Origin of the sequence: uncultured Stenotrophomonas sp. (genome assembly GCF_963519125.1) — a bacterium.
Lineage (GTDB): Bacteria > Pseudomonadota > Gammaproteobacteria > Xanthomonadales > Xanthomonadaceae > Stenotrophomonas.
This window is the reverse complement of the sequence record NZ_CAUQLJ010000005.1, coordinates 82,672-105,241: the sequence shown is the minus strand read 5'-3', so window position 1 is coordinate 105,241 and position 22,570 is coordinate 82,672. Positions and strand designations below refer to the sequence as shown.

The 22,570-nt window shown below is 65.7% G+C and carries 28 protein-coding genes; 9 read left to right on the top strand and 19 right to left on the bottom strand.

Going from position 1 to position 22,570, the window contains the following annotated elements:
• The first annotated feature begins 60 nt into the window (after positions 1 to 60).
• The 3 genes from RYM47_RS05945 to RYM47_RS05935 all read left to right on the top strand — a co-directional run bounded on the left by RYM47_RS05945 (position 61) and on the right by RYM47_RS05935 (position 3,478).
• Positions 61 to 1,842, top strand: a complete 1,782-nt coding sequence (locus RYM47_RS05945; RefSeq protein WP_315386627.1) for a copper resistance system multicopper oxidase — start codon at positions 61 to 63, stop codon at positions 1,840 to 1,842.
• Complete coding sequence (locus tag RYM47_RS05940; RefSeq protein ID WP_315386626.1) at positions 1,839 to 2,855, top strand: copper resistance protein B; 1,017 nt, start codon at positions 1,839 to 1,841, stop codon at positions 2,853 to 2,855. Before RYM47_RS05945 ends, RYM47_RS05940 begins: the two co-directional genes overlap by 4 nt.
• Positions 2,856 to 2,965: 110 nt before the next feature.
• Positions 2,966 to 3,478 carry a GNAT family N-acetyltransferase gene (locus RYM47_RS05935; RefSeq protein ID WP_315386625.1) on the top strand — a complete coding sequence of 171 codons (513 nt, stop codon included), beginning with the start codon at positions 2,966 to 2,968 and terminating at the stop codon, positions 3,476 to 3,478.
• Positions 3,479 to 3,508: 30 nt separating this feature from the next.
• Here the strand turns inward: RYM47_RS05935 and RYM47_RS05930 are convergent, their stop codons facing one another.
• Positions 3,509 to 3,808: a zf-TFIIB domain-containing protein gene (locus RYM47_RS05930; protein ID WP_315386624.1), complete on the bottom strand. Its 300-nt coding sequence runs from the start codon at positions 3,806 to 3,808 to the stop codon at positions 3,509 to 3,511.
• Positions 3,809 to 3,970: 162 nt separating this feature from the next.
• Here RYM47_RS05930 and RYM47_RS05925 point away from each other — a divergent pair, with 162 nt between their 5' ends.
• Entirely contained in the window at positions 3,971 to 4,372 is a 402-nt protein-coding gene (locus RYM47_RS05925) for a response regulator (protein WP_315386623.1), read from the top strand.
• A gap of 85 nt (positions 4,373 to 4,457) precedes the next feature.
• Positions 4,458 to 5,120, top strand: coding sequence for a DUF3011 domain-containing protein (locus RYM47_RS05920; RefSeq protein ID WP_315386622.1), 663 nt, complete (start codon positions 4,458 to 4,460; stop codon positions 5,118 to 5,120).
• Positions 5,121 to 5,248: 128 nt separating this feature from the next.
• Here the strand turns inward: RYM47_RS05920 and RYM47_RS05915 are convergent, their stop codons facing one another.
• The gene (locus RYM47_RS05915) at positions 5,249 to 5,920 is read right to left on the bottom strand and encodes an MliC family protein (protein WP_315386621.1); all 672 of its coding nucleotides are present in this window, start codon (positions 5,918 to 5,920) and stop codon (positions 5,249 to 5,251) included.
• Positions 5,921 to 6,638: 718 nt separating this feature from the next.
• Between RYM47_RS05915 and RYM47_RS05910 the strand changes: the two genes are divergently transcribed.
• Positions 6,639 to 7,694: an acyltransferase gene (locus tag RYM47_RS05910; protein WP_315386620.1), complete on the top strand. Its 1,056-nt coding sequence runs from the start codon at positions 6,639 to 6,641 to the stop codon at positions 7,692 to 7,694.
• Here RYM47_RS05910 and RYM47_RS05905 read toward each other — a convergent pair.
• From RYM47_RS05905 to RYM47_RS05880, 6 genes are read right to left on the bottom strand one after another with little or no spacing between them, the layout of a single operon-like run.
• A complete protein-coding gene (locus tag RYM47_RS05905; RefSeq protein WP_315386619.1) occupies positions 7,691 to 9,847 on the bottom strand; it encodes a tail fiber domain-containing protein in 2,157 nt (718 codons plus the stop codon). The genes RYM47_RS05910 and RYM47_RS05905 overlap by 4 nt on opposite strands.
• Positions 9,847 to 10,107, bottom strand: a complete 261-nt coding sequence (locus RYM47_RS05900) for a hypothetical protein (RefSeq protein ID WP_315386618.1) — start codon at positions 10,105 to 10,107, stop codon at positions 9,847 to 9,849. The genes RYM47_RS05905 and RYM47_RS05900 overlap by 1 nt, the downstream gene beginning before the upstream one ends.
• On the bottom strand, positions 10,083 to 10,517 hold the full coding sequence (locus RYM47_RS05895; RefSeq protein WP_315386617.1) for a hypothetical protein: 435 nt from the start codon (positions 10,515 to 10,517) through the stop codon (positions 10,083 to 10,085). Before RYM47_RS05895 ends, RYM47_RS05900 begins: the two co-directional genes overlap by 25 nt.
• Position 10,518: 1 nt before the next feature.
• Positions 10,519 to 10,737 (bottom strand): hypothetical protein, encoded by a 219-nt coding sequence (locus RYM47_RS05890; protein WP_306988326.1) that lies wholly within the window; start codon positions 10,735 to 10,737, stop codon positions 10,519 to 10,521.
• Positions 10,734 to 11,057 (bottom strand): hypothetical protein, encoded by a 324-nt coding sequence (locus RYM47_RS05885; RefSeq protein ID WP_315386616.1) that lies wholly within the window; start codon positions 11,055 to 11,057, stop codon positions 10,734 to 10,736. Before RYM47_RS05885 ends, RYM47_RS05890 begins: the two co-directional genes overlap by 4 nt.
• Entirely contained in the window at positions 11,057 to 11,539 is a 483-nt protein-coding gene (locus RYM47_RS05880; protein ID WP_315386615.1) for a glycosyl hydrolase 108 family protein, read from the bottom strand. The genes RYM47_RS05885 and RYM47_RS05880 overlap by 1 nt, the downstream gene beginning before the upstream one ends.
• Before the next feature lie 113 nt (positions 11,540 to 11,652).
• Here RYM47_RS05880 and RYM47_RS05875 point away from each other — a divergent pair, with 113 nt between their 5' ends.
• Genes RYM47_RS05875 through RYM47_RS05865 form a run of 3 tightly spaced genes read left to right on the top strand, consistent with a single transcriptional unit; the run spans position 11,653 to position 12,727 of the window.
• Positions 11,653 to 12,141, top strand: a complete 489-nt coding sequence (locus RYM47_RS05875; protein ID WP_315386614.1) for a hypothetical protein — start codon at positions 11,653 to 11,655, stop codon at positions 12,139 to 12,141.
• Between the two features lie 44 nt (positions 12,142 to 12,185).
• Entirely contained in the window at positions 12,186 to 12,512 is a 327-nt protein-coding gene (locus RYM47_RS05870; protein WP_315386613.1) for a hypothetical protein, read from the top strand.
• The gene (locus RYM47_RS05865; RefSeq protein ID WP_315386612.1) at positions 12,509 to 12,727 is read left to right on the top strand and encodes a hypothetical protein; all 219 of its coding nucleotides are present in this window, start codon (positions 12,509 to 12,511) and stop codon (positions 12,725 to 12,727) included. The genes RYM47_RS05870 and RYM47_RS05865 overlap by 4 nt, the downstream gene beginning before the upstream one ends.
• Here the strand turns inward: RYM47_RS05865 and RYM47_RS05860 are convergent.
• Genes RYM47_RS05860 through RYM47_RS05810 form a run of 11 tightly spaced genes read right to left on the bottom strand, consistent with a single transcriptional unit; the run spans position 12,692 to position 22,560 of the window.
• On the bottom strand, positions 12,692 to 14,848 hold the full coding sequence (locus RYM47_RS05860; RefSeq protein ID WP_315386611.1) for a hypothetical protein: 2,157 nt from the start codon (positions 14,846 to 14,848) through the stop codon (positions 12,692 to 12,694). The two genes, RYM47_RS05865 and RYM47_RS05860, sit on opposite strands and share 36 nt — an antisense overlap.
• On the bottom strand, positions 14,848 to 16,158 hold the full coding sequence (locus RYM47_RS05855; protein WP_315386610.1) for a hypothetical protein: 1,311 nt from the start codon (positions 16,156 to 16,158) through the stop codon (positions 14,848 to 14,850). The genes RYM47_RS05860 and RYM47_RS05855 overlap by 1 nt, the downstream gene beginning before the upstream one ends.
• Positions 16,159 to 16,171: 13 nt before the next feature.
• Positions 16,172 to 16,840, bottom strand: coding sequence for a hypothetical protein (locus RYM47_RS05850; RefSeq protein WP_315386609.1), 669 nt, complete (start codon positions 16,838 to 16,840; stop codon positions 16,172 to 16,174).
• Complete coding sequence (locus RYM47_RS05845; protein ID WP_315386608.1) at positions 16,837 to 17,289, bottom strand: hypothetical protein; 453 nt, start codon at positions 17,287 to 17,289, stop codon at positions 16,837 to 16,839. Before RYM47_RS05845 ends, RYM47_RS05850 begins: the two co-directional genes overlap by 4 nt.
• The gene (locus tag RYM47_RS05840; RefSeq protein ID WP_315386607.1) at positions 17,286 to 17,897 is read right to left on the bottom strand and encodes a hypothetical protein; all 612 of its coding nucleotides are present in this window, start codon (positions 17,895 to 17,897) and stop codon (positions 17,286 to 17,288) included. Before RYM47_RS05840 ends, RYM47_RS05845 begins: the two co-directional genes overlap by 4 nt.
• The gene (locus RYM47_RS05835; RefSeq protein WP_315386606.1) at positions 17,897 to 18,406 is read right to left on the bottom strand and encodes a hypothetical protein; all 510 of its coding nucleotides are present in this window, start codon (positions 18,404 to 18,406) and stop codon (positions 17,897 to 17,899) included. The genes RYM47_RS05840 and RYM47_RS05835 overlap by 1 nt, the downstream gene beginning before the upstream one ends.
• Positions 18,407 to 18,445: 39 nt before the next feature.
• A complete protein-coding gene (locus RYM47_RS05830) occupies positions 18,446 to 18,943 on the bottom strand; it encodes a hypothetical protein (RefSeq protein WP_102945308.1) in 498 nt (165 codons plus the stop codon).
• On the bottom strand, positions 18,943 to 19,644 hold the full coding sequence (locus tag RYM47_RS05825; protein WP_315386605.1) for an SPRY domain-containing protein: 702 nt from the start codon (positions 19,642 to 19,644) through the stop codon (positions 18,943 to 18,945). The genes RYM47_RS05830 and RYM47_RS05825 overlap by 1 nt, the downstream gene beginning before the upstream one ends.
• Before the next feature lie 2 nt (positions 19,645 to 19,646).
• Entirely contained in the window at positions 19,647 to 21,071 is a 1,425-nt protein-coding gene (locus tag RYM47_RS05820; protein ID WP_315386604.1) for a hypothetical protein, read from the bottom strand.
• Positions 21,071 to 21,826, bottom strand: a complete 756-nt coding sequence (locus RYM47_RS05815; RefSeq protein ID WP_315386603.1) for a hypothetical protein — start codon at positions 21,824 to 21,826, stop codon at positions 21,071 to 21,073. Before RYM47_RS05815 ends, RYM47_RS05820 begins: the two co-directional genes overlap by 1 nt.
• On the bottom strand, positions 21,823 to 22,560 hold the full coding sequence (locus RYM47_RS05810) for a hypothetical protein (protein ID WP_315386602.1): 738 nt from the start codon (positions 22,558 to 22,560) through the stop codon (positions 21,823 to 21,825). Before RYM47_RS05810 ends, RYM47_RS05815 begins: the two co-directional genes overlap by 4 nt.
• Between the last annotated feature and the right edge of the window lie 10 nt (positions 22,561 to 22,570).

Below are 22,570 nucleotides of genomic sequence, written 5' to 3'. Positions count from 1 at the left end.
CGTGCTCCCGCACGCGCGTCCTGTCGGCACCTGCGCGTGCCTTTCGGATCCGGAGTTGCAATGTCCCACCCCTCTTTCCCCGGCGCGGCCGCCCCGCGGTTGCCGTCACGGCGCCTGTTCGTACAGGGCCTGGCCGCTGGCGGCGTGGTTGCCGGCTTGGCCGGTACCGCACTGCCCGCGCGCGCCTTGGCCAATGCCGGCCCACGCGTAGCCACTGCCCCGCAGGTGCTCAGCGGCGAGCAGTTCCAGCTCAGCATTGGCGAATCGCTGGCCAATTTCACCGGACGCACCCGCCCGGCGATCACCGTCAACGGCAGCCTGCCCGCGCCGATCCTGCGCTGGCGGGAGGGCGACACCGTCAACGTGCGCGTGTCCAATGCGCTGCAGGGCCACCCCACCTCGATCCACTGGCACGGCATCCTGCTGCCCGCCAACATGGACGGCGTGCCCGGGCTGAGCTTCAACGGCATCGCCCCGGGCGAGGCCTACCAGTACCGCTTCGCCCTGAAACAGTCCGGCACCTACTGGTACCACAGCCATTCCATGTTCCAGGAACAGGCCGGCCTGTACGGCGCGCTGATCATCGACCCGCTGCAGCCGGCGCCGTACCGCTTCGACCGCGAGCACGTGATCCTGCTTTCGGACTGGACCGACATGGACCCCGGCGCGCTGTTCCGGCGCATGAAGAAGCTCGCCGAGCACGACAACTACTACAAGCGCACCCTGCCCGACTTCCTGCGCGACGTGCGCCGCGACGGCTGGGCCGCCGCCACCGCCGACCGCGGCATGTGGGGACGGATGCGGATGACGCCCACCGACATCTCCGACGTCAACGCGCACACCTACACCTACCTGCTCAACGGCACCACGCCGACGGGCAACTGGACCGGACTGTTCCGCAGCGGCGAAAAGGTCCTGCTGCGCTTCATCAACGGCGGCTCGATGACCTACTTCGACGTGCGCATTCCCGGCCTGAAGATGACCGTGGTCGCCGCGGACGGCCAGTACATCCACCCGGTCAGCATCGACGAATTCCGGATCGCCCCGGCCGAAACCTTCGACGTGATCGTCGAACCGACCGGCCAGGACGCGTTCACCATTTTCTGCCAGGACATGGGCCGCACCGGGTATGCCGCCGGCACGCTGGCCGTGCGCCACGGCCTGCAGGCGCCGATCCCCGCGCGCGACCCGCGCCCGCTGCTGACGATGAGCGATATGGGTCATGGTGATATGGGCCATGACATGAAAGGCATGGAAGGCAGCTGCGGCGCCAACATGGGCCACGCTGGCCACGGCAGTGGGCACGGCAGCAGCAAGGCACCGCGACACGCGCCGAGCGAACACGGCAACCCGCTGGTCGACATGCAGAGCATGGCCACCGCGCCCAAGCTGGACGACCCCGGCATCGGCCTGCGCGACAACGGCCGCCAGGTGCTCACGTATGGCGCCATGCGCAGCCTGTTCGAGGATCCCGACGGTCGCGAACCGTCGCGCGAGGTGGAGCTGCACCTCACCGGGAACATGGAAAAGTTCAGCTGGTCGTTCGACGGCATTCCCTTCGCCAGTGCCGAACCGCTGCGGCTGAACTACGGCGAGCGCATGCGCATCGTGCTGGTCAATGACACCATGATGCAGCACCCCATCCACCTGCACGGGGTGTGGAGCGACCTGGAAAATGCCGCCGGCGAATTCCACCTGCGCAAACACACCATCGATATGCCGCCCGGCACCCGCCGCAGCTACCGCGTCCGCGCCGACGCACTCGGCAGGTGGGCCTACCACTGCCACCTGCTCTACCACATGGAAGCGGGCATGATGCGCGAAGTGAGGATTGAAGAATGAGCACGATTCGATCCCTCAAACCGCAATTGCTGGGTGCCGCGCTGCTGGTTGCGCTCGCAGCGCCGGCATGGGCGCAGTCGCACAGCCATGGCGAAGCTGCATCGCAGGATTATCAGGAACCGGTCGATCATTCGAAGATGGACCACGCTGCCATGGACCATTCCACGATGGATCACGGCAACATGGATCATGCGGCGATGGGGCACGACAAAGCGGCCGAACCCAACGTAGATCATTCGGCCATGGACCATTCGAAAATGGACCATGCCGCCATGGGTCACGTAGTCGCTCCCTCCGCGCCACGCGAACCCATTCCGGCCATCACCGACGCCGACCGCGCAGCTGCGTTCCCGCCCATCGACCACGGCGCGATGGAACACGCACCGGAGGTCCACAGCCTGCTGCTGGTGAACCGTCTGGAACACTGGGACGGCCAGCACGGCACCGGCCAGTCATGGGAAGCCAGCGGCTGGGTCGGCGGCAACATCAACCGCCTGTGGCTGCGCAGCGAAGGTGAACGCAGCGGCGGTCGGACCGGATCGTCCGATCTGGAAGTGCTGTACGGGCGCAGCGTGTCGCCCTGGTGGGACGTATTGGCAGGCGTGAAGCAGGACTTCCGTCCGGCAGAGTCACGGACCTGGGCCGCACTCGGCATCCAGGGCCTGGCCCCGTACAAGTTCGAAACCTCCGCGACCGCGTACGTCGGCGACGGCGGACAACTGGCAGCCACCCTCGAGGTCGAGTACGAACTGCTGCTCACCAACCGCCTGATCCTGCAGCCGCTGCTGGAAGCCACGCTCGCCGCCAAGGACGAACCCGAGCACGGCATGGGCTCGGGCCTGAACAAGGTGGAGGCTGGCCTGCGCCTGCGCTACGAATTCAGCCGCCGCTTCGCACCGTACATCGGCATCACCCACGAGCGGTTGTTCGGCGACACGGCGGATTACCACGAGGCCGCAGGCGAACACACCCGCGACACGCGCTGGGTAGCCGGCGTCCGCGTCTGGTTCTGAGGACCCGGGCGTACCCTTCTGGTTCTGACGCCCCCGCGTAGCGACACGCCATGCGTGTCCTCGCGGTGCCCGATCAATCCAACCTCCCTCACCGCGCGCCACTATCTCCCATGACCACATCCATCCGCCGCGCAACCCCAACAGACGCCGATCTGCTCTCCGCACTCGCCATCGCCACCTACACCGAAACCTTCGGCGACTCCTACCCGCCGGAGGACCTCGCGGCGTTCCTGCACGCGCATTACTCCCCCGAACCGCAACGCCGGGAACTCGAAGACCCGCGCAGTGCAGCGTGGTTGTTGTTTGAGGGCGATCACCCAATCGGCTACCTCGCCGCAGGCCCGAACAGCCTCCCCCACGCAGACGCGCAGGAAGGCGACATCGAACTGAAGCGGCTCTACGTCTTGACCAGCCGCCAGGGAGTCGGCCACGGCGCCCGCCTGATGGACGCCTTCCTCGCATGGCTGGACCAGCCACACCGCCGCACCCTGTGGGTCGGCGTCTGGTCGGAAAACTACGGCGCGCAGCGCTTCTACGCACGCCATGGCTGCCAGCAGGTGGGCAGCTATGAATTCCCGGTGGGCGACAGCCGCGACCTGGAATTCATCCTGCGCCGGCCCTGATCAGGACCGGCGCGGGTACCGCCGCGGCGGTCAGAAGTCGAAGAGGTCCGACAGGAAGCTCTCTTTCTTCTTCTTGCGATACCCATGGCCATCGCCGTGGTGCTGCTGGCCCAGGTGGCGGGTATCGCGGTGCTGCACGTATTCCTGCTGCTGCGGCGGCGCGGCCGCACGAACCGGCGCAGGCGCGGCGGCACCCACCGAGCGCTCGATGATCTTGTCCAGCTCACCTCGGTCCAGCCACACGCCCCGGCATTGCGGGCAGTAATCGATTTCGATGCCCTGGCGCTCGGACATCACCAGCGCTTGGGTCGTACAGACGGGGCATTGCATCGGTTTTGGCTCCATTCGGGGTCAGAAAGCGACTCTACCGTGGCTTACCTGACCGGTTGGCAACAACGCCACGAATGCGCAACACCCTTTGCACGGCCCGCTCACCTTCGCCTCCCCATACTGCCGCGCCACTCCAACCGTCCTGCCAGGGAAATCCGCGTCATGCTGTTGTCCAAGCGCCATGTAGAACCGCGCGTGCTGTTGATCGAAGACACCGAAGACACCCGCGAACTGAGCCGCATGGCGCTGGAAAGCCAGGCCTGCGAAGTGGCCGCAGTCAGCACGGCCGAAGCCGCACTGGGCCTGCTGCAGGCCGGCGAGCGCTTCGACCTGGTATTCACCGACGTCTGCCTGGGCGGCCTCAGCGGCATCGAAGCCGCCCACCGCATCCGCCAGCAGTTCCCCAGCCTGCCGGTGCTGGTCACTTCCGGCCTGCAGCCGGACCGGGTCACCCCGCAGCTCGCCCCGGGCATCCACTTCCTGCCCAAGCCCTACTCCATGAGCGAACTGCTGGACGCCATTCGCGCCTGCTTCGGCGACCACGAGGTCGACCGGGCGGCCTGAGGCGGTTTCATCAGGATTTCATCGAGGGCTGCGCATCGTGGCGGTGACACCGTGCCACTCCGCCACCCTCGCCGGACTCCCGAACATGCAGACCCGATTGCTGCTGGGTACTCCCTTGTTGTTGCTGGCCACCCTCGCCGACGCGCGTGCCGACGACTTCGTCACCTGCGAAAGCCGCGACAACCGCTACCAGTCGTGTTCACTGCCGTATGCCGGCTACGTCACCTTGGACCGCAAGCTCTCCGGCGCCGAGTGCCGCCAAGGCCGCAGCTGGGATTACGACCGCCGCAATGTGTGGGTCGACGACGGCTGCCGTGCTTCCTTCCGGGTCAGCAACAACGATCGCCACCATGACCGCGACGACGACAACCACGATGCCAAGGTAGCGGCCGGGGTGTTGATCGGCGCCGCCATCCTGGGTGCGTTGGCGCACAACGCCAACAAGGACGACAACCGCTACGACGACGACAACTACCAGGGCGCACGTCACACCTCCTACGTGCCGCAATGGATGGTCGGCGAGTTCGAAGGCTACAACCCCATGTACAACGCCGACATCCGCATGCGGATCGAGTCGGACGGCCGCATGAGCGCGCAGGCCCGCGGACAGAACCTGTCTGGCTGGGTCAACGGCGGCCAGCTCAACGTGGGCAACAGCGTATTCGACATCAACCAGAGCCGCGACGGCTTCGTAACGACAGAAGTGGGCGACCGCCAGAACGAAGTGCGGTATCACCGCGTACGCTGAATGATGCGCTGATGCCGTCTTCCCGGGCCCTGCCCGGCGCGTAAAGGTGCCGACACTTCAACGTAGAGCCGGGCTCTGCCCGGCTCCGCACGATCTCGGCATGGCGAGCAGCCGGGCACAGCCCGGCTCTACGGAGCGGCGACCTTGCAGCTCAACCGCGTGCCGTAGAAGTCCAGCGTCGCCTCACCCTGGTGTTCCCAGAACTCCACGCCCTCGCGTGTATAGCGAGCGCCACTGGCCGAGGGCGCAGCAAACGTAATCGCCTGGTCGCGCCCCAACCGGACCACCGCAACCTGCGGGTCCAGATCGTTGTGGAACACCACCGACAGCGGCTTGCTGGCGTCGTCGCAGGCGTACTGCACCGCTTTCGCGGCCGGCGCCGCTGCCGAAGACAGACGCAGTTCGACAATACGCGTCTGATAGGACTCGATCAGGCAGCGATTGGCATCCACCGCCTGCCAGCAAGCGTCGCGACCCTTGATCCAGCCCCGCTGCTCGGCGGCCACGTCCAGTTCGCCCGGACCTGTCTGCGCGGCTTTGTACAACGCGGCCACTTCGCGATCCAGAGCCGACAGACGGGCGTCACCGCAGACCGTCTTCTCCGCATCGGACGCGGCCTTGGCGCAATCGAACGACGGGCCTTGCCCAGCGGCCGCAGCACTTGGTGTTTCGGTAGTCGCCACCGGCTTCGGCGACTCATTGGTCGGCGCAGCGGGCGCCGGCGCCACCGGGTCGGTGGGCGCTGGCTTACAGGCCGCCAGTGCAAGCGCACCCAAGCCGATCAATACAAAACGATTCATGGCAGCTCCACTGCGCAATCAGGACAGACGCCGAGTGTGCACCGGCTAACCGGTACGCGGCGTATACGGCACACGGCAACGGCGCCTTTTCAGCTGGATTGAACAGGATTGGCAGCGCCGCTGCCGGCCCGATGACGACGGCTGCGAGAATGCGAACGTCCGGTGTCCGGTGGTCCCATCGAACAGCCTGCGCTGCGCGTTCGTGGGCCAAATCAAATCAATTTTGCAAACCCACAAAAATGGCGCCCACCGGGCGCCTAAGTCGTTGATGCAATTGGTGGGCCGTGATGGATTCGAACCATCGACCAAAAGATTAAAAGTCTGCGGAAACTCCCTACTGCCGCAAGGGATTTACCCGGAATCCCGCTCCGCATTCGCCTTCGCAGATCGCCGGGTAAGTCATTGATCTGACTGGGGCGAAATGGTCATTGCGGAGCGTCCTTCTCCCACCATTTGCCGCGCGCCCTGCCCCTGCGCCGGTTCGTTTCGCGCACCGAGGCGGCCAACTTTTCCTCGGGAGTGCGCGTGTCGGGTAGCAGAAGGTGGCCCAGGGTGGGCGCCATCTTCGTGGGGTCTGGCCGGGTCGGCTTGGGGTCTGGGGTGTCCATGCGGCCACCATACCGCCACACCGGCTCAGGGGATGAGAACGGCCGGCCACTGGAAGATGCCACCCCTTTGCGCCGATACTTGCCGCCACCTTCACGCACATGGCGCTCGCATGCTCGGCAGCTTCCGCTTCTTCCTCGCCCTGTGCGTGGTGCTTTTCCACCTGACGGGCAGGATCCCGAACCTTGGCCAGTTCGCCGTGGAGTGCTTCTACGTCATCAGCGGCTACTTGGTAACGATGATCCTGGCTAGGACGTACAAGTTCGAGTTCAAGTCCTTTGCGCTGAACCGATTCCTGCGGCTGTATCCGTCCTATTACGCTCTAGCCCTGCTTACGCTTTTCATGTGGTTCACGCTCCCCAGGATGTCCGAGTTCCATGCCTGTTGGGTGTGGGCCGGCCGCGTGACGGACGTGATCGGGAATCTGCTCATCTGGCCCTGGACCTTCTTCCCGGACCAGCCTGGCAATTTCAAGTTCAGGCTGATCCCGTCCACCTGGTCCATCGCTGTGGAGATTTGTTGCTACTTCCTCCTTTGGGCGTTTGCCGCCCGGAGCTGGCGTTGGACAGCTGCCACCCTGCTGGCTGCAGCCGCATACCACGCGTACACCTTCCATGCGGGGATGAACCCGACGACCCGGTACGCCCCGGTATCAGCTGCTATGTTGGCCTTCTGCACCGGCTCCCTTGCATTCAGGGCCAGTGATCTTGTGGTCAAACATAGGCCTGCCTGGATGACCCGCACCGCGGCTCAGCCAGTTCTGCTTCTGGGCGCGATTTTCGCGTTCCTTGTGGTCTGGAAAGGAAGTACCTACGACACCAGCGCAACGTCAAACCCTTACTACTATGGGGTCATAGCGCTGGCCGCGCTCGTTTCGCTGTTGTTCCACGGCATCCGAGCCCAAGGCACACTGGGGCGCATAGATAGATGGCTCGGAGATCTGTCCTACCCAGTGTTCCTGATCCACTACCCGGCTGGCTATCTGGTTTGGCTTGCCATGGGTCAGCCAGAGGCAATGCGCGGATGGCCGATCGCGCTGTGGGCAATCCCTGTTGCGATTTTCCTCAGCGCCGCGGTTGTTCAACTGGTGGATGTCCCGCTTCGAAAAACTCGGGATCGGGTGCGCTCACACGCGCCAGGCCCTGCCGCATTGGCCGGCCGATCCTAAGGCTTAGCCAATCGCTGTTCGATCGCATCTTGGCGAGCAATGAAAGCCCGCATAATCCACCACATCAGCTCTTCTTTCCGGAATGAGTATCTGGATCCGGCTGGGACAGCGGCGGCGGAAACATCGCCGTCTTCGTTGATGACCGCAGGGATGTCGTCCCACGCGTCGTAGCAGAAGGCGGCGTAGAGGCTCCACTGCAGGCCGTGCTTGTGCATAACTTCGATGGCTGCCTGGACGGTTGGACCCGAATGAAGACGGGCGCCCTCGCCTTCCTCGTCCACCTTCGCGAGCCACTGCCACACCATAGGCAGCCGGCCGACCTCGATGAATGCAGCCACCTCAGCCTCGGACATATCGCGAGGAGCTGTCTTCAGCCTGGCGTCGGAGGTACTGATCGAAGTGTTGACGCCGTAGTACTGGCGAACCCGGAATGTCGGGGTGCCCATGTCGTAGGCGTTGTCAGCACCAGGGTAGAAGTGCCCAGTGTCCTTTACAAACCATCGCGCTGTGCGCGCTGTTGATCCGGTTGCCGTGGTTTCCAGCGCGATAGTGGTTGGCGTGCTGGTTGGGCTCCAGTTGTCAAAGGTCAGGAGACTTACGAGGGCCTTGGCGCCAACGTATGCGGAACCATCATGACCGCACAGAGCGTAGCCAGTCCCCTTGTTGATCGTGGTCGCCCCGGGGGACGCGATAGTTCCTCCTATCGAGTACCCACGGAAAAGGCTCTGATAGGTTGACGTACTTAGGTCCGACACCATCGAAATTTCACACGCATTGTTGCTGCGCACGATTTCGATACCGCGACCACGCTCTAGCGTGTTGATCTTCCTCCGGGTCAGCCCCAGCGAATTGATGATGTCTCCGTCGCCGTTAAAGTCAGAATTGATGATGCGGTTGGCTTGCGTGGTCCCAATGGGCGTCGCAACGATCCGGAAGTCGGTGCCAGTCGCAGTCGGCGTGTGATTCTCGGAGGCAAGGAGATGATAAGCCGCCGTGGAGTGTGCGGCCCAAGTTGTACCATCCCAGGGACGACTACCGGCACCGCCAACAATTGCGCCGAACAGTGGTAGTCCACTTAGCGGCTTGGTGTAGTAGTGGAAGACGGCAGTACCACCTCCGTCATTCTTGACGCCCAACGAGATTTCAGTGGCATCCGTGCCTGCAAGATTGAAGTCCTTGCCAATGACTTCAGGCTTCCAGGTGTTTGCAGAGAGAGTCTGCAGATTGCTCGCCAGTGAAATGCTCGGATTGCGGGGGTCGGTGATGTTCGCCGACATCCCCGTTCCGACGGCAACCGACTGCACAGCGGTGTCAGCTTTCGCGCCCTGCGCGGCTGTCGCGGCACCTACATCCGACGGGGTCAGACTTACCGTGCCGACTTTTCCATTCACCGATTGGACCGGCGCAGCTGGCGTCAGCAGTTCGGTCCAGTCGGCCATCGTGCCGGAGGTGCCGGCGTTGCGGATGTAGTTCTTCGACTGGTCGGTGCGGACAACGACGTCGCCTTCCTGGGCGGTCAGCGCCAACTGCGCGGCCTGGCTGGCCACCACGAAGGTTTCGGTGATCGCGATCGCGGGCAGCCGAGCGGTCGGGATCTTGCCGCCCGCGTCCAATTCGGCAATGCCGTTGGGCTGACCCTTCTGTGCGGTAATCCTGGCGTCGGCTCGCGCATTGGTGAAGTAGAGATTGGCGCCCTCGGCCAGGTCGCTGGTCGACGCCGCCTGCGTGCCGTACATGCGTCCTTGGGGATCGCGGGTGATCTTGACCAGCGCCGCGCCGACGCCGCTGTCGGGGAGGTCCTCAAGGCTGATCGTCGGGTCGCCCGCATCGCTGTCGGGGTTGGTGATGTCGATCCCAACGCCCGCCTGCAGCGACCGCGTCACCCATTCCCCGCTGGCCTGCCGTACCGCGAATCCGCTGGTGGCCAGCTTGGCCAGCTTCTGGATGTTGGCCGGCACTTCGCGGATGAGCTTCCAGACCGTGGTCGAGGCGTTCTGGTTGCTGGCGGGCGGGTTGATGATCTGCGCCGCGGTGAGCAGCTTCCCGTCCGGGCCGTACAGGTTCTTGCCCAGCGTCGCGCCGTCGGTGGCATCGCTGTTGAGGCGGATGACCCGGCCGAGCTGGTCCTTGAGCTGGATCTTCTTGCCGGCCATTACCGCCCCAGAGCGCGGATCTCGCCCATGCGCGTGTTGCAGTCCTGCAGGGCGAGCAGGTTGGCGTTGTAGGCGCTGACCACAGCCTCAACGGTGCGCGTGGTAACGCGGGTGGTCACGCAGGGCTGGGTCAGACCGTCATCCACCGGGACCAGCTTCTCGACTGTGACATAGACCGTTTCCGGCAGCTTCGGCCGCCCGGGTTGGCTCGCACAGCCGATCAGCAGCGCGGCGATCAGAGCAACGGAATAGCGGCGCATAGTTCGAGCTCCAGCTGGGAACGACAGTTGGTTTGCGACTTGGCGGCCTGCAAAGCCTTCTCTGCTGCAGTGGCTCGGCGCTGGCCCTCGGCCGCTGCCGCCTCGGCCCGGCTGGCTGCTGCAGCGGCTGCTTTGCGCGCCGATTCGGCGGCGTCGATCGATGCTTGGGTCTGCCGGTTCACATCATTGAGCAGCAGGCCGCAGGCATTCGCCGCACGGAGGTTTTCGGCGGCGTTCGCCTCTGCACTAGCCTGGGCCTTGGCCGCCGCAGCGATCTCGTTCCGGCTCGCGGCCGCCTGGCGGTCCTTGCCATGGTTGCACCCGGCGATAAACAGGCCACCTGCCAGCACCACCACGAGGCCCCAGCGGATCAGGTCGACATAGGGCCGTACGGGATCTGGGATCTGCACGTCAGCCTCCGGCGGATCGGCGCGAGCCGATGTTGAAGTAGAACTGGATGATCCCGCCCATGGCGGTGTTCAGGCCGCCGATCAGCATCAGGAAAGCGTCCTTGTTCTGCTCCGGGATCGTTACTGCCAGCATGGCGGCCATGCCCATGCCGATCAGGAACAGGATCAGGGTGGCGATGCCGGCGCGCGCGGCGCCTACGTTTCGACTTGCAAAGGTCATGCGGCACCTGCCAATGCGTGGATTTCCTCCAGCGCCCAGTGGTACAGGGGCTGGTCGATGACAGTGACGCGGGTGAGGCGCTTGCCGCGCACTTCCTTGATCGCCACCTGGGTGGACTGCTGGATCGCCAGCAGGACGAAGCCGATTCGCTGCTTCACCGGGTCCGGCTCCTGCATGACCGAAAGCGCGTCGCCGACCATTTCTCGGACGTTGGCCAGCATTTCCGCCGTCGGCCGGCCGCTGCGGTTGTCCAGCACCAGCAGGACGCCCTGCAGCTGGCTGATCGGCGAGGGCTTCACCGCTTTCTTTGCCGCCGGCATCAGTTGTCCTGTGCGGCGTACCGCAGATTCCCGGCCACGCGGCGCGTCCAGCCCTTGCCGAACGTGTCGAACGTGCCCAGCTTCGCGTAGAACTCCAGCCGCTCAGCGTTGAACAGCAGCACCAGGTCCGCCGGGTCCTGCCCAGCAACCGCGGCAATCGTGCGCGGACCGATGATGCCGTCGTCGGCTACCCCGGCTGCGCGCTGCAGCCACCGAACGGCGTTGCCGATGCCATGGTTCACCGCAGCATCCAGCGCCTGGAAAGCCACGGCGCGCGGCAGCCGGTCGCCCTGGACACGCTGCCAGAAGTCGCGGCGATAGATGTCCACCGCCCCCTGCCGGGTCAACGCCCGGATGTTCACCGTCGGGTAGGAGCGCTTGCTGATCCCCCACTGGGTCTCACCGCCCGGGTCCCGGGGGTTGTTCACGTAGCCGCCCTCATGGGAGAGGACCCGGTCAATGATCTCGTCGAATTGGCTCACGGCCGGCCCCTGCTGTTGATGGGAGCCATGCTGCCCGGGCGCCGGGCGGGTTCAACGGAGGGTGTACGATGCGGCCAGGCCCCGGATTGGCCGGGGCTGCCAAGGAGATGGTGATGAGCTTTCCGCTTGAAGCCTTTAAGTACACCAGTGCGGCCAATGTGGCCCCCGGCACTATCGTCGCGGATGAAAGGGGCAACTGGTACATGGTTGCCCGCAAGATTGGTGCCACCGCAAACCAAGCTGTTCGACTGAATCGAAACGACAACGACGGCGCGCTTGGCGATCTTCTCTCCACGATCGACGAACGCGTCTTCGCGGTTTCTGCGCCTTACACCACTTCGATTCGCGCCGAAGACCTGTTCGACCTTCGCCGGACTCAAGACGGCCCATACCCCGGCGCCGTCATGCTTGCGGAGCCGCTGGCGATCTTCACATTCGACAACGAGCGCCATTTGATCGGCCTGGATGGGCATGAGATTGACGAGAACACCGTCCACACGCGGCGCGCCAGGATCATGAAATGGTCCGTCTGGCTCGTCGATCAACATGGCCGCCAAGTCGGTGACCGCCCGCTGGTTGAGGTCGACGCCACGGCGCAGTGATATACCCCGGCCGCCCCACGCGGCCGGGTGCTACCATCCGCCCCATGAACCGCCGTGCCCTTGCCGCTATTGCGCTTTGCCTGACATTTGCCGGGTGCAGCCGCGAACCTGAGGTTTGGACGGCATTCGTCTACCCGCCGGGCAAGTCACTGGACGCTGTCGACGCCCAGAGGGCCATCTACGGGACCTACCCGACCTTCGAGGAATGCCAGGCGTCGGCGATTTGGGCGCTCCGCGAACATCGGAAGAGCCTCGAGGACGACGGCCGCGAGGACGCGGAAGAGAACGGCTGGGGCAGTTACGAGTGCGGCGTCGGCTGTCGATACGAGACCGAGCATGGCCTCTACATGTGCAAGGAAACCCGGAAATGAGCGACGAGCGATTCAAGGACGCTGGGCAGTTTGAGCCGCAAACGGCGTGGAAGAAGATCTCCCAGGCGGACGCTGATCGGGAGTTCGAAGCAAAACACCCCACAAGGTGGTGGCATGGCGCCTACTTCACCCTGTGGGGCGGCGGTGCTTTGCTGGCGATCGTGATAGCGATCGTCGGGTTACTGATCTGGGCCTTCAGCGCTCCCTACGCCTGACTCAAGCGCGGCCGCGACCTCGGCGACTGCTTCGTCGTCGTTTTCACCGCTCATCCGCTTCAGCACGTTGATCTGCGCCGGCAAAGCGCCCACCGGCATTTCGGTGCTCTTCGCGAGCCATTTGACGAAACGAGGGTTGGTCATCGCCCTAGCCAAGGCGTTCGCTCCGGTTCCACCTGCTGCTGCCAGTGCTGCAGCTCCCAGCTGGCCAGTAATGAGCAGGCCGCCGATGGTGACGGGATATGCGAGCGCCGCGCCGCGGTTGGCGGTGCCGCTGGGATTCTTGAACACCTCCGAGCCGTTCTTGATCCGCTCCGCGACCCTGGCCACGCGGTCCATGTTGTCGCTGAATTCCTTACCGAACCGGCCGAACAGGGTCCGGCGCGCCTCCGGGCTGATGTTGCCCCAGTTGGTGAGGAACGTGTTCGGGCTGAAGGCGTCGCCGGCCGCGTTCTGCGCGCCCGCGTTCGCCAGACCCATACGCTTGATCACCGCCGCGCTGACTGCCTTCTGGCTGTCCTCGGGCAGCGAGCGCATGACGGCGCGGAGCGTGGTGGCGCCGTCCTTGGTGCCGGCCATCGCAGCTTGGAACACCTTTTCCGGGCCGCCATTCTTGTCGACAACGCGCTCCAGCGTTTCCAGCCGATCGGCGGAGGCCTTGAAGTAGTTGTTGGCGCGCCGCACCGCTGCAACTGCGCTCGGCCCTTGCGCCTGAGCGGCTGCCTCCAGATCCTGAGAGAGCGATGCATACAGCTTCTTCAGCTGCGCTGTGGGCCGGTCGGTGGAGAGCGCGAAGTCGGATAGTTCCTCACCGATCTGGCTGCGGATCCTCTTCACGGCCTCGTAGGGGATGCCGGTCTGGCCGGCTTGCTGAGCGGCAGCCACGTCCTCGGCCAGGTTGTCGGCCATGCGCTGAATTTTGGGGCTGATCTGCGCGCCGGTGGTTGCCTCCGCGCCCGCTACAGGCGTGGTCAACTCAGCCAGTGCTCGCTGAGTGTTGGACACGCCGATATTCGTGTCGGCAGGGATGTGCTGGTCTGCCTGCCAGTACAGCGCCTTGCGCATGGCGTTGGTGTTCTTCGAGAACGTGTCCACGCCGCGCTCGATGGCACGGCCGGCGCGCTCGCCGCTGATATTCTTCGCCAGTTGATTGCTCAGCTCGCCGAGGCCCTCGCCGATCTGCTCGTTCTGTTCCTCGGCGAAGCGGCGCATCACGCCGCCGCTGGTGGGGCCGCCAGCCAACAGGCTTTCTGCACCCTGCCGAGCCCAGCTTTCAGTCCCCTGGCCAACCGACGGGGTCGCACCCAGCGCGTCGAAGTCCTTGATGGCTTCGCCCAAGGCGACACGGTTGGTCTCACCACCGCGAAGGGCGCCGCGCAGCGCCGCTTGGCTGCCCGCAGTGGCCACAGCAGGTGTGAGACCCCCGGCAAGGCCCGCCAGCGCCTGCACCAGAGGATTCGCGCCGGCCTCGCGCGCCCCAGAGCTGGCCGCTGCGCCGGTGGTCGCACTGGCCACCTGCAGCGCCGGCTGCGCGGTGAGCAGCTCGATACCGCGCTGGCCGATAGACGGGACCACCTGCGGCGCCGGCGCTGCCTGGGCGACAGTCGGCAGCGCCGAACGGCCTGCATTCGCCAGCCCGCCGGCGCCCAGGGTCAACCCGGTGCCAGTCAGCGCCTCGCCGATATCGCCCAAAATCCTGTCGCCGCTGGTTTGCGCCTGCGGCAGGCCGATCGCGTCAGCCAGGCGCGCGGCGTTGTCACGGAAGCTGGCAACCGGTCGGCCTGTGACCTGCGTCTCCAGTGCCCCTAGCGCATCGCCGCCCAGCGCGCCGATGAGGCTACCGGTGCCCTGCAGCACCGAACGGGCGCCGAACAGAGCATCGCGAAGCTTGCCGGCCATCCAGCCGTCCGCCTGCCGGCCATCGGCCGTTGAGTCGACCGTGGCCGTTACGCCACTGAAGTCCGGGCGCTGCGCCTGGACAGCCGGCAGGTCGGTGATCGGCAGATCGCTGCTCACCTGCTGGTAGTCGTCCCACGGGCCACGCTCGACGGCCGGGGCGGTGACGGCCTTCGCTGGCGCGCCTGCATTGATCTGCTGGTATTCCTCCCAGGGCATGGCCATTACAGACGCTCCCAGCTGCTGCGGTCGGCAGGGTCGCCGCCGGTGTAGCGATAGCCGCCGCGCGTGGTGCCGACGGGCGGGGCCTGGCCGGTAGTCGGTCGCAGGGTGGCGTCAGGCCGCATGGGCACCGCGCCGCCGGTGGCGTTGGCGGGCAGTGCCCGGCCAGCACGCGCGCGCAGATCCTCGATGTAGCCGGCAGCGCCGGCCATCTTCTGGCGCTTCACCGCCTCCGAGTCGCCGCGCTGCGGGGTCAGCTCGGCCACCTTTTGCCGTGCCTCCGACTCGTTGACGCCGGCGCCGGTGGCCGCGCGCAGCAGCGCTTCTGACAGCGACGACGACGCGTTGGCGTAACGCTGGCGCTCCGGGCTCATGCTGCGGTTGCTCAGCTCTTCGCTCGGCGAGTAGCGCTCCAAGAACCCGGGGGTGTCCGCACCCGTCGGAATCGGCCGGCCAGCAGCGTCCAGAACGCGGTTCCCCTGGGCGTCGGTGCGGTACATCGAATCTTCCATGTTGGCCAAGGCGCGATTGGCCTGGCCCAGCCAGCCGGCGGCCTTTCGTTCGTCTTCCGACGCGCCGCTGCCGAAGGGCTTGTCGGCGGGGCCGCCAGGGATGGCCTCCAGCCGGCCGTCGCCGGTCCAGCGGTAGCCGCTCGGCGCCTTCATGCCTGCCCTGCCCCCGCCACCTCCCATCGTGTCGGCGCGGTCCAGAGCCATTCCCTGGCGCGTGCGAGCAGCGGATGCATTGGAGCTGTTCGCGCTGGCGTAGGACGCCGCCGCGCGCGCCGCGTCAGCCGCAATGCCGGCCCGGCCCTGCTCCGTGGTGGTGATACCGCCGCCGCCCTCGAGCAGGCGGTTGTTGATGAGGTTCTGGCCCTGCACCGAGGCGAGTTCCACCGGGCCGTTGGCCACACCCATCAGGTAGGCGTTGCCGCCGCCGAAGTCACCAGCGAGCGCGCGGCCCACGGCGCCCTCGCGGAACCCGCGCTCCTGGGTGTCGCCCAGGTAGCCGCTCAGCTTGGTGGGGTCGTAGCCAGCAGCGAACGCGCTGGACAGCAGGCCGGCCTGCGCCTCGGGGATGCCCGCAGCGATCGCGGCCGGTGCGAAGCCACCGCGCCCCTTGCGTGCGTCCTCGGCTTCCATGGCCTTCTCGCGGCTGTAGCGCGCGGTCTGCACCAGTTGGTCGAGCTGCGCGGCCTTGGCCATGCCCCGGTCGTAGGCGTTCTGGCTGCCGGCACCGCCGAGGCCAGCCAGCGCCTGGCCAACGGAGGTCCAGCCCTGCGGCGGCGCGGCGTTGGCCTGGAGGATGCTCATCAGGTCTGCCATGTCAGTAGCCCCAGCGCTGCTGCGAGTTGTTGAAGATGGTGCCGTTGTTCGCCGCCGTGATGCCGTTGGCCTGGCTCGAAAGGCCCGAGGTGTTCGCCCCACCTCCCCCGCCACCACCAGCGGCGCCGGCATAGGCATTGGCCACCTGCACGAAGGCATCGAGCCCCGGATTGCGGCGGATCCCCTGCAGGCGCAGGTTGGACAGGAAGTCCTGCCCGGCGGAACGATTGCCGATCAGGCTCAGCGCGGTGCTGAGCTGCGCGTTCTGCTGCGCCTCGCCCTGCCGCTGCCGCACCGGTGCGTCGATCCGGCTCATCAGGCTGGCGGTGTCGCCGGCGTAGTCGCTGATCCCAAGCGCGGCGTCGTTTGCAGCCTGGCGGTAGGCTTCGGACACGCCGCCAACCTGCCGCAGCCCAGAAGTAGCCGAGCCCTGCGCCGACCGCACCTGGTTCATGTACTGGTCCAGCATCGAAGACCGGCCGGCGTCGCCGTCGCTGGCAGCCCGGTCGGCGATGGTCTTCATCACCTCCTTGTCGGCCTCGTTCTGCCGCGCGGCGCGCTGCTGGATCTGCAGGCCAAGCTCGTTGTCCTGCCGCTTCTGGGTCTGGTGGGTGTTGTATTGATTCGCGGCGGCGCCGATGAGCACGACTGCAGTAGCTACCCAGGTCATTTCGCTTCCCCTTCGATTTCCAGAACCGCGTCGTCCGGCATGATTACGTAGGCCTCGATGCGCTCGAGGTCGGTTTCTTCGGTCAGGTGCGAGGTGATCAGCACGCTTTCCTCATGTGCGTAGATGGCCCGCTTCATGCCGGGCTGCGAGTCGATTACGTGTGTACCGTGCAGCTCGACCATGCCGGCCTCGGTGCGCACAGTGACGTGGCCGGTGACGATCAGGGCGTGCCGGTGGCGGTGACGCTTGCCCACCACCAGCGCGCCGGCCGGCATCCGCAGCGTGCGCACGTACTGGCCAGGCAGGAAGGTGTGCTCCACCGGCAAGTCGACCTGCGGCAGCTGCGCCGTGGCCTCCTGCAGGCGCTGGATATCGGCTAGAGACGGGTTGCTGATCGGCGCCATCAGCGCGTCCAACACCACCAGCGCGGTGGGAGCGTCCAGGCTCATCGCCCACCTGCCCCAGCGCCGAACCCGGGCTGATAGATCAGACCGTAGGCGCGGCTACCGCGGCGCTCGTCGGCCATGTTCTTGGAGTTGGTGTAGATGTTGGCCAGACCGCCGAAGACGTCGCCCAAGGCGTCGGCCTTCATCGCACCGCGCCCGCTCTCGAGGTTGGCCTGCATTGCCTGCGCGGCCTGCTGCGCGCCGCTGGTGAGGCCCATGCCGGTGCTGGCCTGCGAGATCAGGTTCATGCGGGAGGTGTCGTCCGCAGTGCGCAGGTCTGCGGCAGCCTGCTGGGCCAGGCGGTCAGCGCTCAGGATGCCGGACTGGTAGTTCTCGCCCAGGGTGCGGTTGGCGTCGATCGAGGCGCTGCCGCCGGTCAGCCCGTTGCGCGCCATGGCAAACCGCAGGCTGCGGTCGGCCACGCCCTTCTGCCGCTCCAGCTCCTTCGAGTAGAACGACCGCGTCGCCGCCAGGAAGTCGTCGATCTCTGCCTTGCGCGCAGCACCGTTGTAGATCCCGTTGATCTGGTTGACGGCCTGATCGATGTTGTTCTGGCGCCAAGATTCCTCCTGCGCCGCCTTCGTGGCTGAGCCGTTGCTTCCGCCGCCCATCATTCACCCCGCAATCTGGAAAAGTGGGCGATGTCCTCGCCCCTGATGCCGTAGCCGCGCGCCACACCCTCTGCCCGCATGCCCAGGGACCGCTCGAACCACTCGATAGCCTTCTCCCGCGTCGTCAGCGCGCTGGTCTGCACCCGGTGCGCCTGCGTGGCCAGGAGCGAATCGATCAGCCAGCGGGTGGCCTTGGTCATTGCGCGCCACTGCTCGGCCCAGCCCGCTTCGGAGCCGACCATCCACGACTGCCACACGCCCGGTGCCACCGGATGGAAGCCGCCTGCAGCTGCCGGCATGCCGTCCCTCCCCACCACGGTCAGCGCGAAGGGCGCCGACTGCGCCCAGGTGTTGATCAGCCAGTGCGCGGCTGTGTCCGGCTCGTACTCGGCGGTCCCCAGCACCGCCAGCAGCTGTGCCTGCTCGGTTTTGCGCATGACCTCGGCCAGCGCCAGAAGGTGAACCGGCCGGCATGGGATGACATTGGAAGGCAGGTGCGCTTTCTGCATGGGCAGATTCTTCCAGCGCAGGCCTGGCGTTCAACGGATTCACGACATGCCCCGCAGGTCCTGCAGGTACAGGCTGAAAGCGTTCCACTGCCACTTTTCGGTACCGTCGTAGGTCAGGCGGACGGAGAACGACGGCGCCGACAGCGGCATCGGGATGACCATACCCGGCACCGTGTCGGCCGGCACGGTATACGGGGTGGTGAAGTAGCCGCCGTTGCTCTGGTCATAGCCAAAGGACACCGCCACGTCACTGATGCCGACGATATCGAAGCCATATAGGTTCTTGGTCACGCCGGGCTGGCCGAAGTCGAGCCAGGACCACTGGATCTCGCCCTTAAACGGACCGACGATGCCGGGGGATGTCTCATCCCCCACCTCATCCTCGTCAAACACGTGGATGTAATCGCCGGACCGCAGGTACAGGTCGTCCCCGGCGATGCACCATTCATCGATGTTCAGCGCGATGGTGTAGCGCGACCAGGCGCCAACCTGACCGGTGGCGCTGATCGAGTACACCAGGATCGTCGAGGACTTCATCAGGCGTCCCAGGCCGTGAACCCGGCGGGCGGCGCGTACTGGAAGGGTCCGGCAAAGTTGGCCGTGGCCTTTGAGCCAGCCGAGTTCGTGATGGCCGGGTAGACCGCGTCCTGAACGGTGTTGAAGGCCGCGCCCGTCCCCGCTGCTGGATTCCCAGAGGCGAACCAGGTGCCGTTCTTTCCCCACCAGATCAGGTCGGCATCGAGGTCGACAGCGACCATCAGAACATCGTTTGCGACAAGCGCCGTTCCATACGCTGTGGAGGTGCCCTGCCCGTACTTGTTCCCCGAGTTGGCCAGCAACCCCCAGTCCGAGTTGCGGTTGGTGCTCACCACGGGACCCTGCCCAACTTGCGCAGAGCTGGCGTTCGACTGCGCAACTCCAACGGTCGGCGTCCCAGCGCCCGTCACGACATCCATCCTTACTTCGAAGTACCGCTTCCCAGTGGAATTTGCTCGGCTGGCCAAAACCATGTTGCCGATGCCGGAGTTGGTAGCTGTATGGGTCAGGCCTCCATTACTGATTACGCCTCCCATGGAGTTGTTGAAGACATTCCTGTCCCACACGCAGCGAGTCGAGAGAATGGCCAGGGCCTGAAGCAGCGTCGCCTTACAGGTGATGCCACCTTGGACCAATGCCAGCAGCTCGGCGCCAGTGACAGCTCCTGCTTGCGGCAGAGCGGAGATAGGAGAATCGGCCATCGTTATGGCTCCAGGTGGATGTAGTCGAAGGATTCCTGCAGGATCGGATCGCCGTTCTCCTGCAGCAGAAGGTTGGATGGGCGAACGTCGCCGGTCCCCCGGAAAATCAGCATGTATTGTCCGGCTGCGGGCTGATACAGCCCCTTTGGCTTCGTGCCGGACGTGCCGACTTCCCGCATGAGGCCGTCAACCAGCGGGTCGATCGGCATGCCAACGTCGCCAGCCTGGTAGTTCGTCGAGCTCGCTGCGATGCCGATGGAGCGAATGCCCTGCGAGGCCAGGAACAACAGGTCGTTCGACACCGGGGCGATGGAACGATGCTGGGTGCTGCCGAGCGGCAGCGCGTCGATGAAGGCCATGCTGGCCGGGTCTTCGTCGATCTGCCAGAGCTGGAAGGCTTCGGAGTTGAACACCACCAGGTTGCCGCGGTACAGGCCCATCGCAGAGACCGGATTCGCGCCGTAGTTCTGCAGACCCGTTGGCAGGTACCCCGCGTCATCCGTGCTGGTCCAGTCCAAGGGGTTCACTGTGGCGCTATACCGCACGATGTCGTCGTCACCGGCAAACACCTTGCTGGCCCCTATGACCACAATGTTTGAATCCGGGCAGTTCTCGTCCTCCACCCGCCGCGACACGGTCTTCCAGTTGATCGTGCCGTCCTTGACGAAGCCGCCGATGTCGGTGGGCCACACCGGTTCCGTGTCGCCGCTCACGTACAGCGGCGAAGCCTCCCAGGTGACGCGCGTCGATGCCACCGCCTCCCAGATGACCTCGTTATCGATGACCTGCTGGCCGAGGATGGGCGGCCAGGCCGGCTCGTCTGGCGCCGAGAAGCCTGATTCCGGCTGCACAGCCTTGTAAACCAGCCCATCGGGCAGCCCGGCGAACGTTCCCGACACGGAAAGGTTGTCGCCCCAGATTGGGTGGTTGTGGTCCGCAACCGAGAACAGCGCGATGCCTGCGCGCGCGTAGGCCGCACCTGCAGGGCGGGTGGCGGTGACCTTGGACTGGTGCCAGGCGCCGCCGCTCCCGTCGCTAACGACGTTGCCGCGCTCCAGCGCGATCTGGACATCGTCGATGTCGTACCAGCGCACCTCCACCCAGCCGCGAGTGGCGCCCGCGATCGAGGCGCCCTGGTTGATCATCGCGGTGGCTTCGAACGTGCTACCGGTGCTGGGCACGACCAGCTGTGTGCGGTTCAGTGCCAGGCCGTCGGCTACGTTGCCGGGCATGCGCACGCAGTTGCCGTTTCCGGAATATCCACCGGTGGTGGAGAACTCCGCGCCGCCCGTAAAGTCCCAGTTGACGTTGCCAGCGGCGAAGTCGCCATTCTCGACCTGCGCTGCGGTCGGCGACGGCGCGGTGATGGGCTGAACGATGTCGCCAGGCTGGTAGAGGGTGCCGGGTTGCCAGAGTGGGACTGCCATCAGGTGTTCCCCGAGCCGTAGCGGTCTTTCACGTCCGGCGGGACCGCAGGCGTGTCGGTGGTGTTGGTGCCGAGTGCGTTCTGGATATTGGCGTCCTCGAAGACGGTCTCGCCGGCGTTGGTCGGCCACACCGGCTCGGTGGTGCCCGAACGAGCCGAAGCACCGGTGGTCTCGATCACGGTGTACTTAAACCCGTTGTCGGTGGTTGGCACGACCACATCGCCGTCGGCCCTGGCCACGTTGGGAGCCCAAGGCACGTAGCCGGACCTATCGCTCTCCAAGCGGTACGCCAGCCCGTTTCCGTCGGTCGGGCGGACCAGCACACCGGGGAAGTAGGTCTTGCCGGGCTGCCAGATTTCGCCCTTTTCCAACCAGTAGTGCACGTAGCGCGGGTCGGACGCCCCTTCGAACTCTGCGACGACGTACAGGTAGCCGAGGAACGGCATCGAGAAGTGGATCTCCTTCAGCGGAGCGCCGGGCACCGTGGGGTGCCGCAGCACCTCGATTTCGACGTCTGGCGACGTGGAGGCGATGACGTCGTTGGCGAAGACGACGAACTTGCCCTGGAAGAACACCAGGCCCTTCGTTCCGGGCGGCAGGGCGTGGGAGATCCGGGTGCCGGGGCGCGACTTGATCGTGCGCGCTGCGGTGACATAACCATTGACCAGGTCGTAGACGGCGTCCTTGGACGCGCCGCCCTTGTCGCGCAGTCGGGTGATGCCCGCTTTGACCGCTGAGAGCGATTCCTGCTTCACGGGTTGCCCTCCGGCCAGCCGCCCACAGGGATCGGGCGGACGGCGTTACGCGGATCACTGGTCCCGGGGAAATAGCGGCGCGTCATGTGGCCGCCGCGGATCAGGTCGCGCACGTAGGACTGCAGCTGCGAGGCATAGTTGCCGGCGTCCGGCTGCCCGTAGTGCGCCTTGGCGTTGGCCAGGGACAGCAGGAAGATAGCCTCGGGGTCCACAGTCGTGTAGTCCGTGCCGGCCTGCAGCGGTTCGAGCCCGAACTGTCCTTTGATCCGCAGCTGCCAGGTCGTATCCGACGGCGCAGGCCAAAGCTCGATGCACTGCCGGATCTCGTAGTGGCTGGGGATGCCCGGGCCGCGCGCGGTGTACATCACCGGATCGATGCCGCAGTAAAGGGGGCGCCAGCTGCCGTCTCCCTGCGAGATCCCCGCCCAGCTGATCATGCGCGGCTCCAGCCGCTTCGTGCAGGCGTCAGCGTTGGCGTCCAGATCATAGAAGCGCGTGCCGGCGACCAGGTTCCAGGTATAGAACCGCTCCCGGCGGAATACCGAGTAGCGCTTGAACAGCAGCTCCTGGGCGCTCCGGATGAAGTCGTCGAGCAGGTCGGCCATACCAGGCGGCGGATTGTCCGCCTGCGCGGAGAAGCCGAGGCGCCGCAGCAGCCGCTTCCGCATTTCGGCCAGCGTGGTGCGCTCGTAGTCGTCGTCGCACGCGCAGTTGTAGCTGATGGGGTCTGCCATGGGTGTTCCC

Coding starts and splice junctions, on each gene's coding strand:
- RYM47_RS05910 (WP_315386620.1), top strand. CDS start 6,639: ATGCTCGGCAGCTTCCGCTTCTTCCTCGCCCTGTGCGTGGTGCTTTTC.
- RYM47_RS05935 (WP_315386625.1), top strand. CDS start 2,966: ATGACCACATCCATCCGCCGCGCAACCCCAACAGACGCCGATCTGCTC.
- RYM47_RS05860 (WP_315386611.1), bottom strand. CDS start 14,848: ATGGCCATGCCCTGGGAGGAATACCAGCAGATCAATGCAGGCGCGCCA.
- RYM47_RS05855 (WP_315386610.1), bottom strand. CDS start 16,158: ATGAGCATCCTCCAGGCCAACGCCGCGCCGCCGCAGGGCTGGACCTCC.
- RYM47_RS05915 (WP_315386621.1), bottom strand. CDS start 5,920: ATGAATCGTTTTGTATTGATCGGCTTGGGTGCGCTTGCACTGGCGGCC.
- RYM47_RS05840 (WP_315386607.1), bottom strand. CDS start 17,897: ATGGGCGGCGGAAGCAACGGCTCAGCCACGAAGGCGGCGCAGGAGGAA.
- RYM47_RS05945 (WP_315386627.1), top strand. CDS start 61: ATGTCCCACCCCTCTTTCCCCGGCGCGGCCGCCCCGCGGTTGCCGTCA.
- RYM47_RS05885 (WP_315386616.1), bottom strand. CDS start 11,057: ATGCCGGCGGCAAAGAAAGCGGTGAAGCCCTCGCCGATCAGCCAGCTG.
- RYM47_RS05830 (WP_102945308.1), bottom strand. CDS start 18,943: ATGAAGTCCTCGACGATCCTGGTGTACTCGATCAGCGCCACCGGTCAG.
- RYM47_RS05905 (WP_315386619.1), bottom strand. CDS start 9,847: ATGGCCGGCAAGAAGATCCAGCTCAAGGACCAGCTCGGCCGGGTCATC.
- RYM47_RS05810 (WP_315386602.1), bottom strand. CDS start 22,560: ATGGCAGACCCCATCAGCTACAACTGCGCGTGCGACGACGACTACGAG.
- RYM47_RS05875 (WP_315386614.1), top strand. CDS start 11,653: ATGAGCTTTCCGCTTGAAGCCTTTAAGTACACCAGTGCGGCCAATGTG.
- RYM47_RS05940 (WP_315386626.1), top strand. CDS start 1,839: ATGAGCACGATTCGATCCCTCAAACCGCAATTGCTGGGTGCCGCGCTG.
- RYM47_RS05930 (WP_315386624.1), bottom strand. CDS start 3,808: ATGCAATGCCCCGTCTGTACGACCCAAGCGCTGGTGATGTCCGAGCGC.
- RYM47_RS05900 (WP_315386618.1), bottom strand. CDS start 10,107: ATGCGCCGCTATTCCGTTGCTCTGATCGCCGCGCTGCTGATCGGCTGT.
- RYM47_RS05850 (WP_315386609.1), bottom strand. CDS start 16,840: ATGACCTGGGTAGCTACTGCAGTCGTGCTCATCGGCGCCGCCGCGAAT.
- RYM47_RS05820 (WP_315386604.1), bottom strand. CDS start 21,071: ATGGCAGTCCCACTCTGGCAACCCGGCACCCTCTACCAGCCTGGCGAC.
- RYM47_RS05870 (WP_315386613.1), top strand. CDS start 12,186: ATGAACCGCCGTGCCCTTGCCGCTATTGCGCTTTGCCTGACATTTGCC.
- RYM47_RS05920 (WP_315386622.1), top strand. CDS start 4,458: ATGCAGACCCGATTGCTGCTGGGTACTCCCTTGTTGTTGCTGGCCACC.
- RYM47_RS05925 (WP_315386623.1), top strand. CDS start 3,971: ATGCTGTTGTCCAAGCGCCATGTAGAACCGCGCGTGCTGTTGATCGAA.
- RYM47_RS05845 (WP_315386608.1), bottom strand. CDS start 17,289: ATGAGCCTGGACGCTCCCACCGCGCTGGTGGTGTTGGACGCGCTGATG.
- RYM47_RS05825 (WP_315386605.1), bottom strand. CDS start 19,644: ATGGCCGATTCTCCTATCTCCGCTCTGCCGCAAGCAGGAGCTGTCACT.
- RYM47_RS05890 (WP_306988326.1), bottom strand. CDS start 10,737: ATGACCTTTGCAAGTCGAAACGTAGGCGCCGCGCGCGCCGGCATCGCC.
- RYM47_RS05865 (WP_315386612.1), top strand. CDS start 12,509: ATGAGCGACGAGCGATTCAAGGACGCTGGGCAGTTTGAGCCGCAAACG.
- RYM47_RS05835 (WP_315386606.1), bottom strand. CDS start 18,406: ATGCAGAAAGCGCACCTGCCTTCCAATGTCATCCCATGCCGGCCGGTT.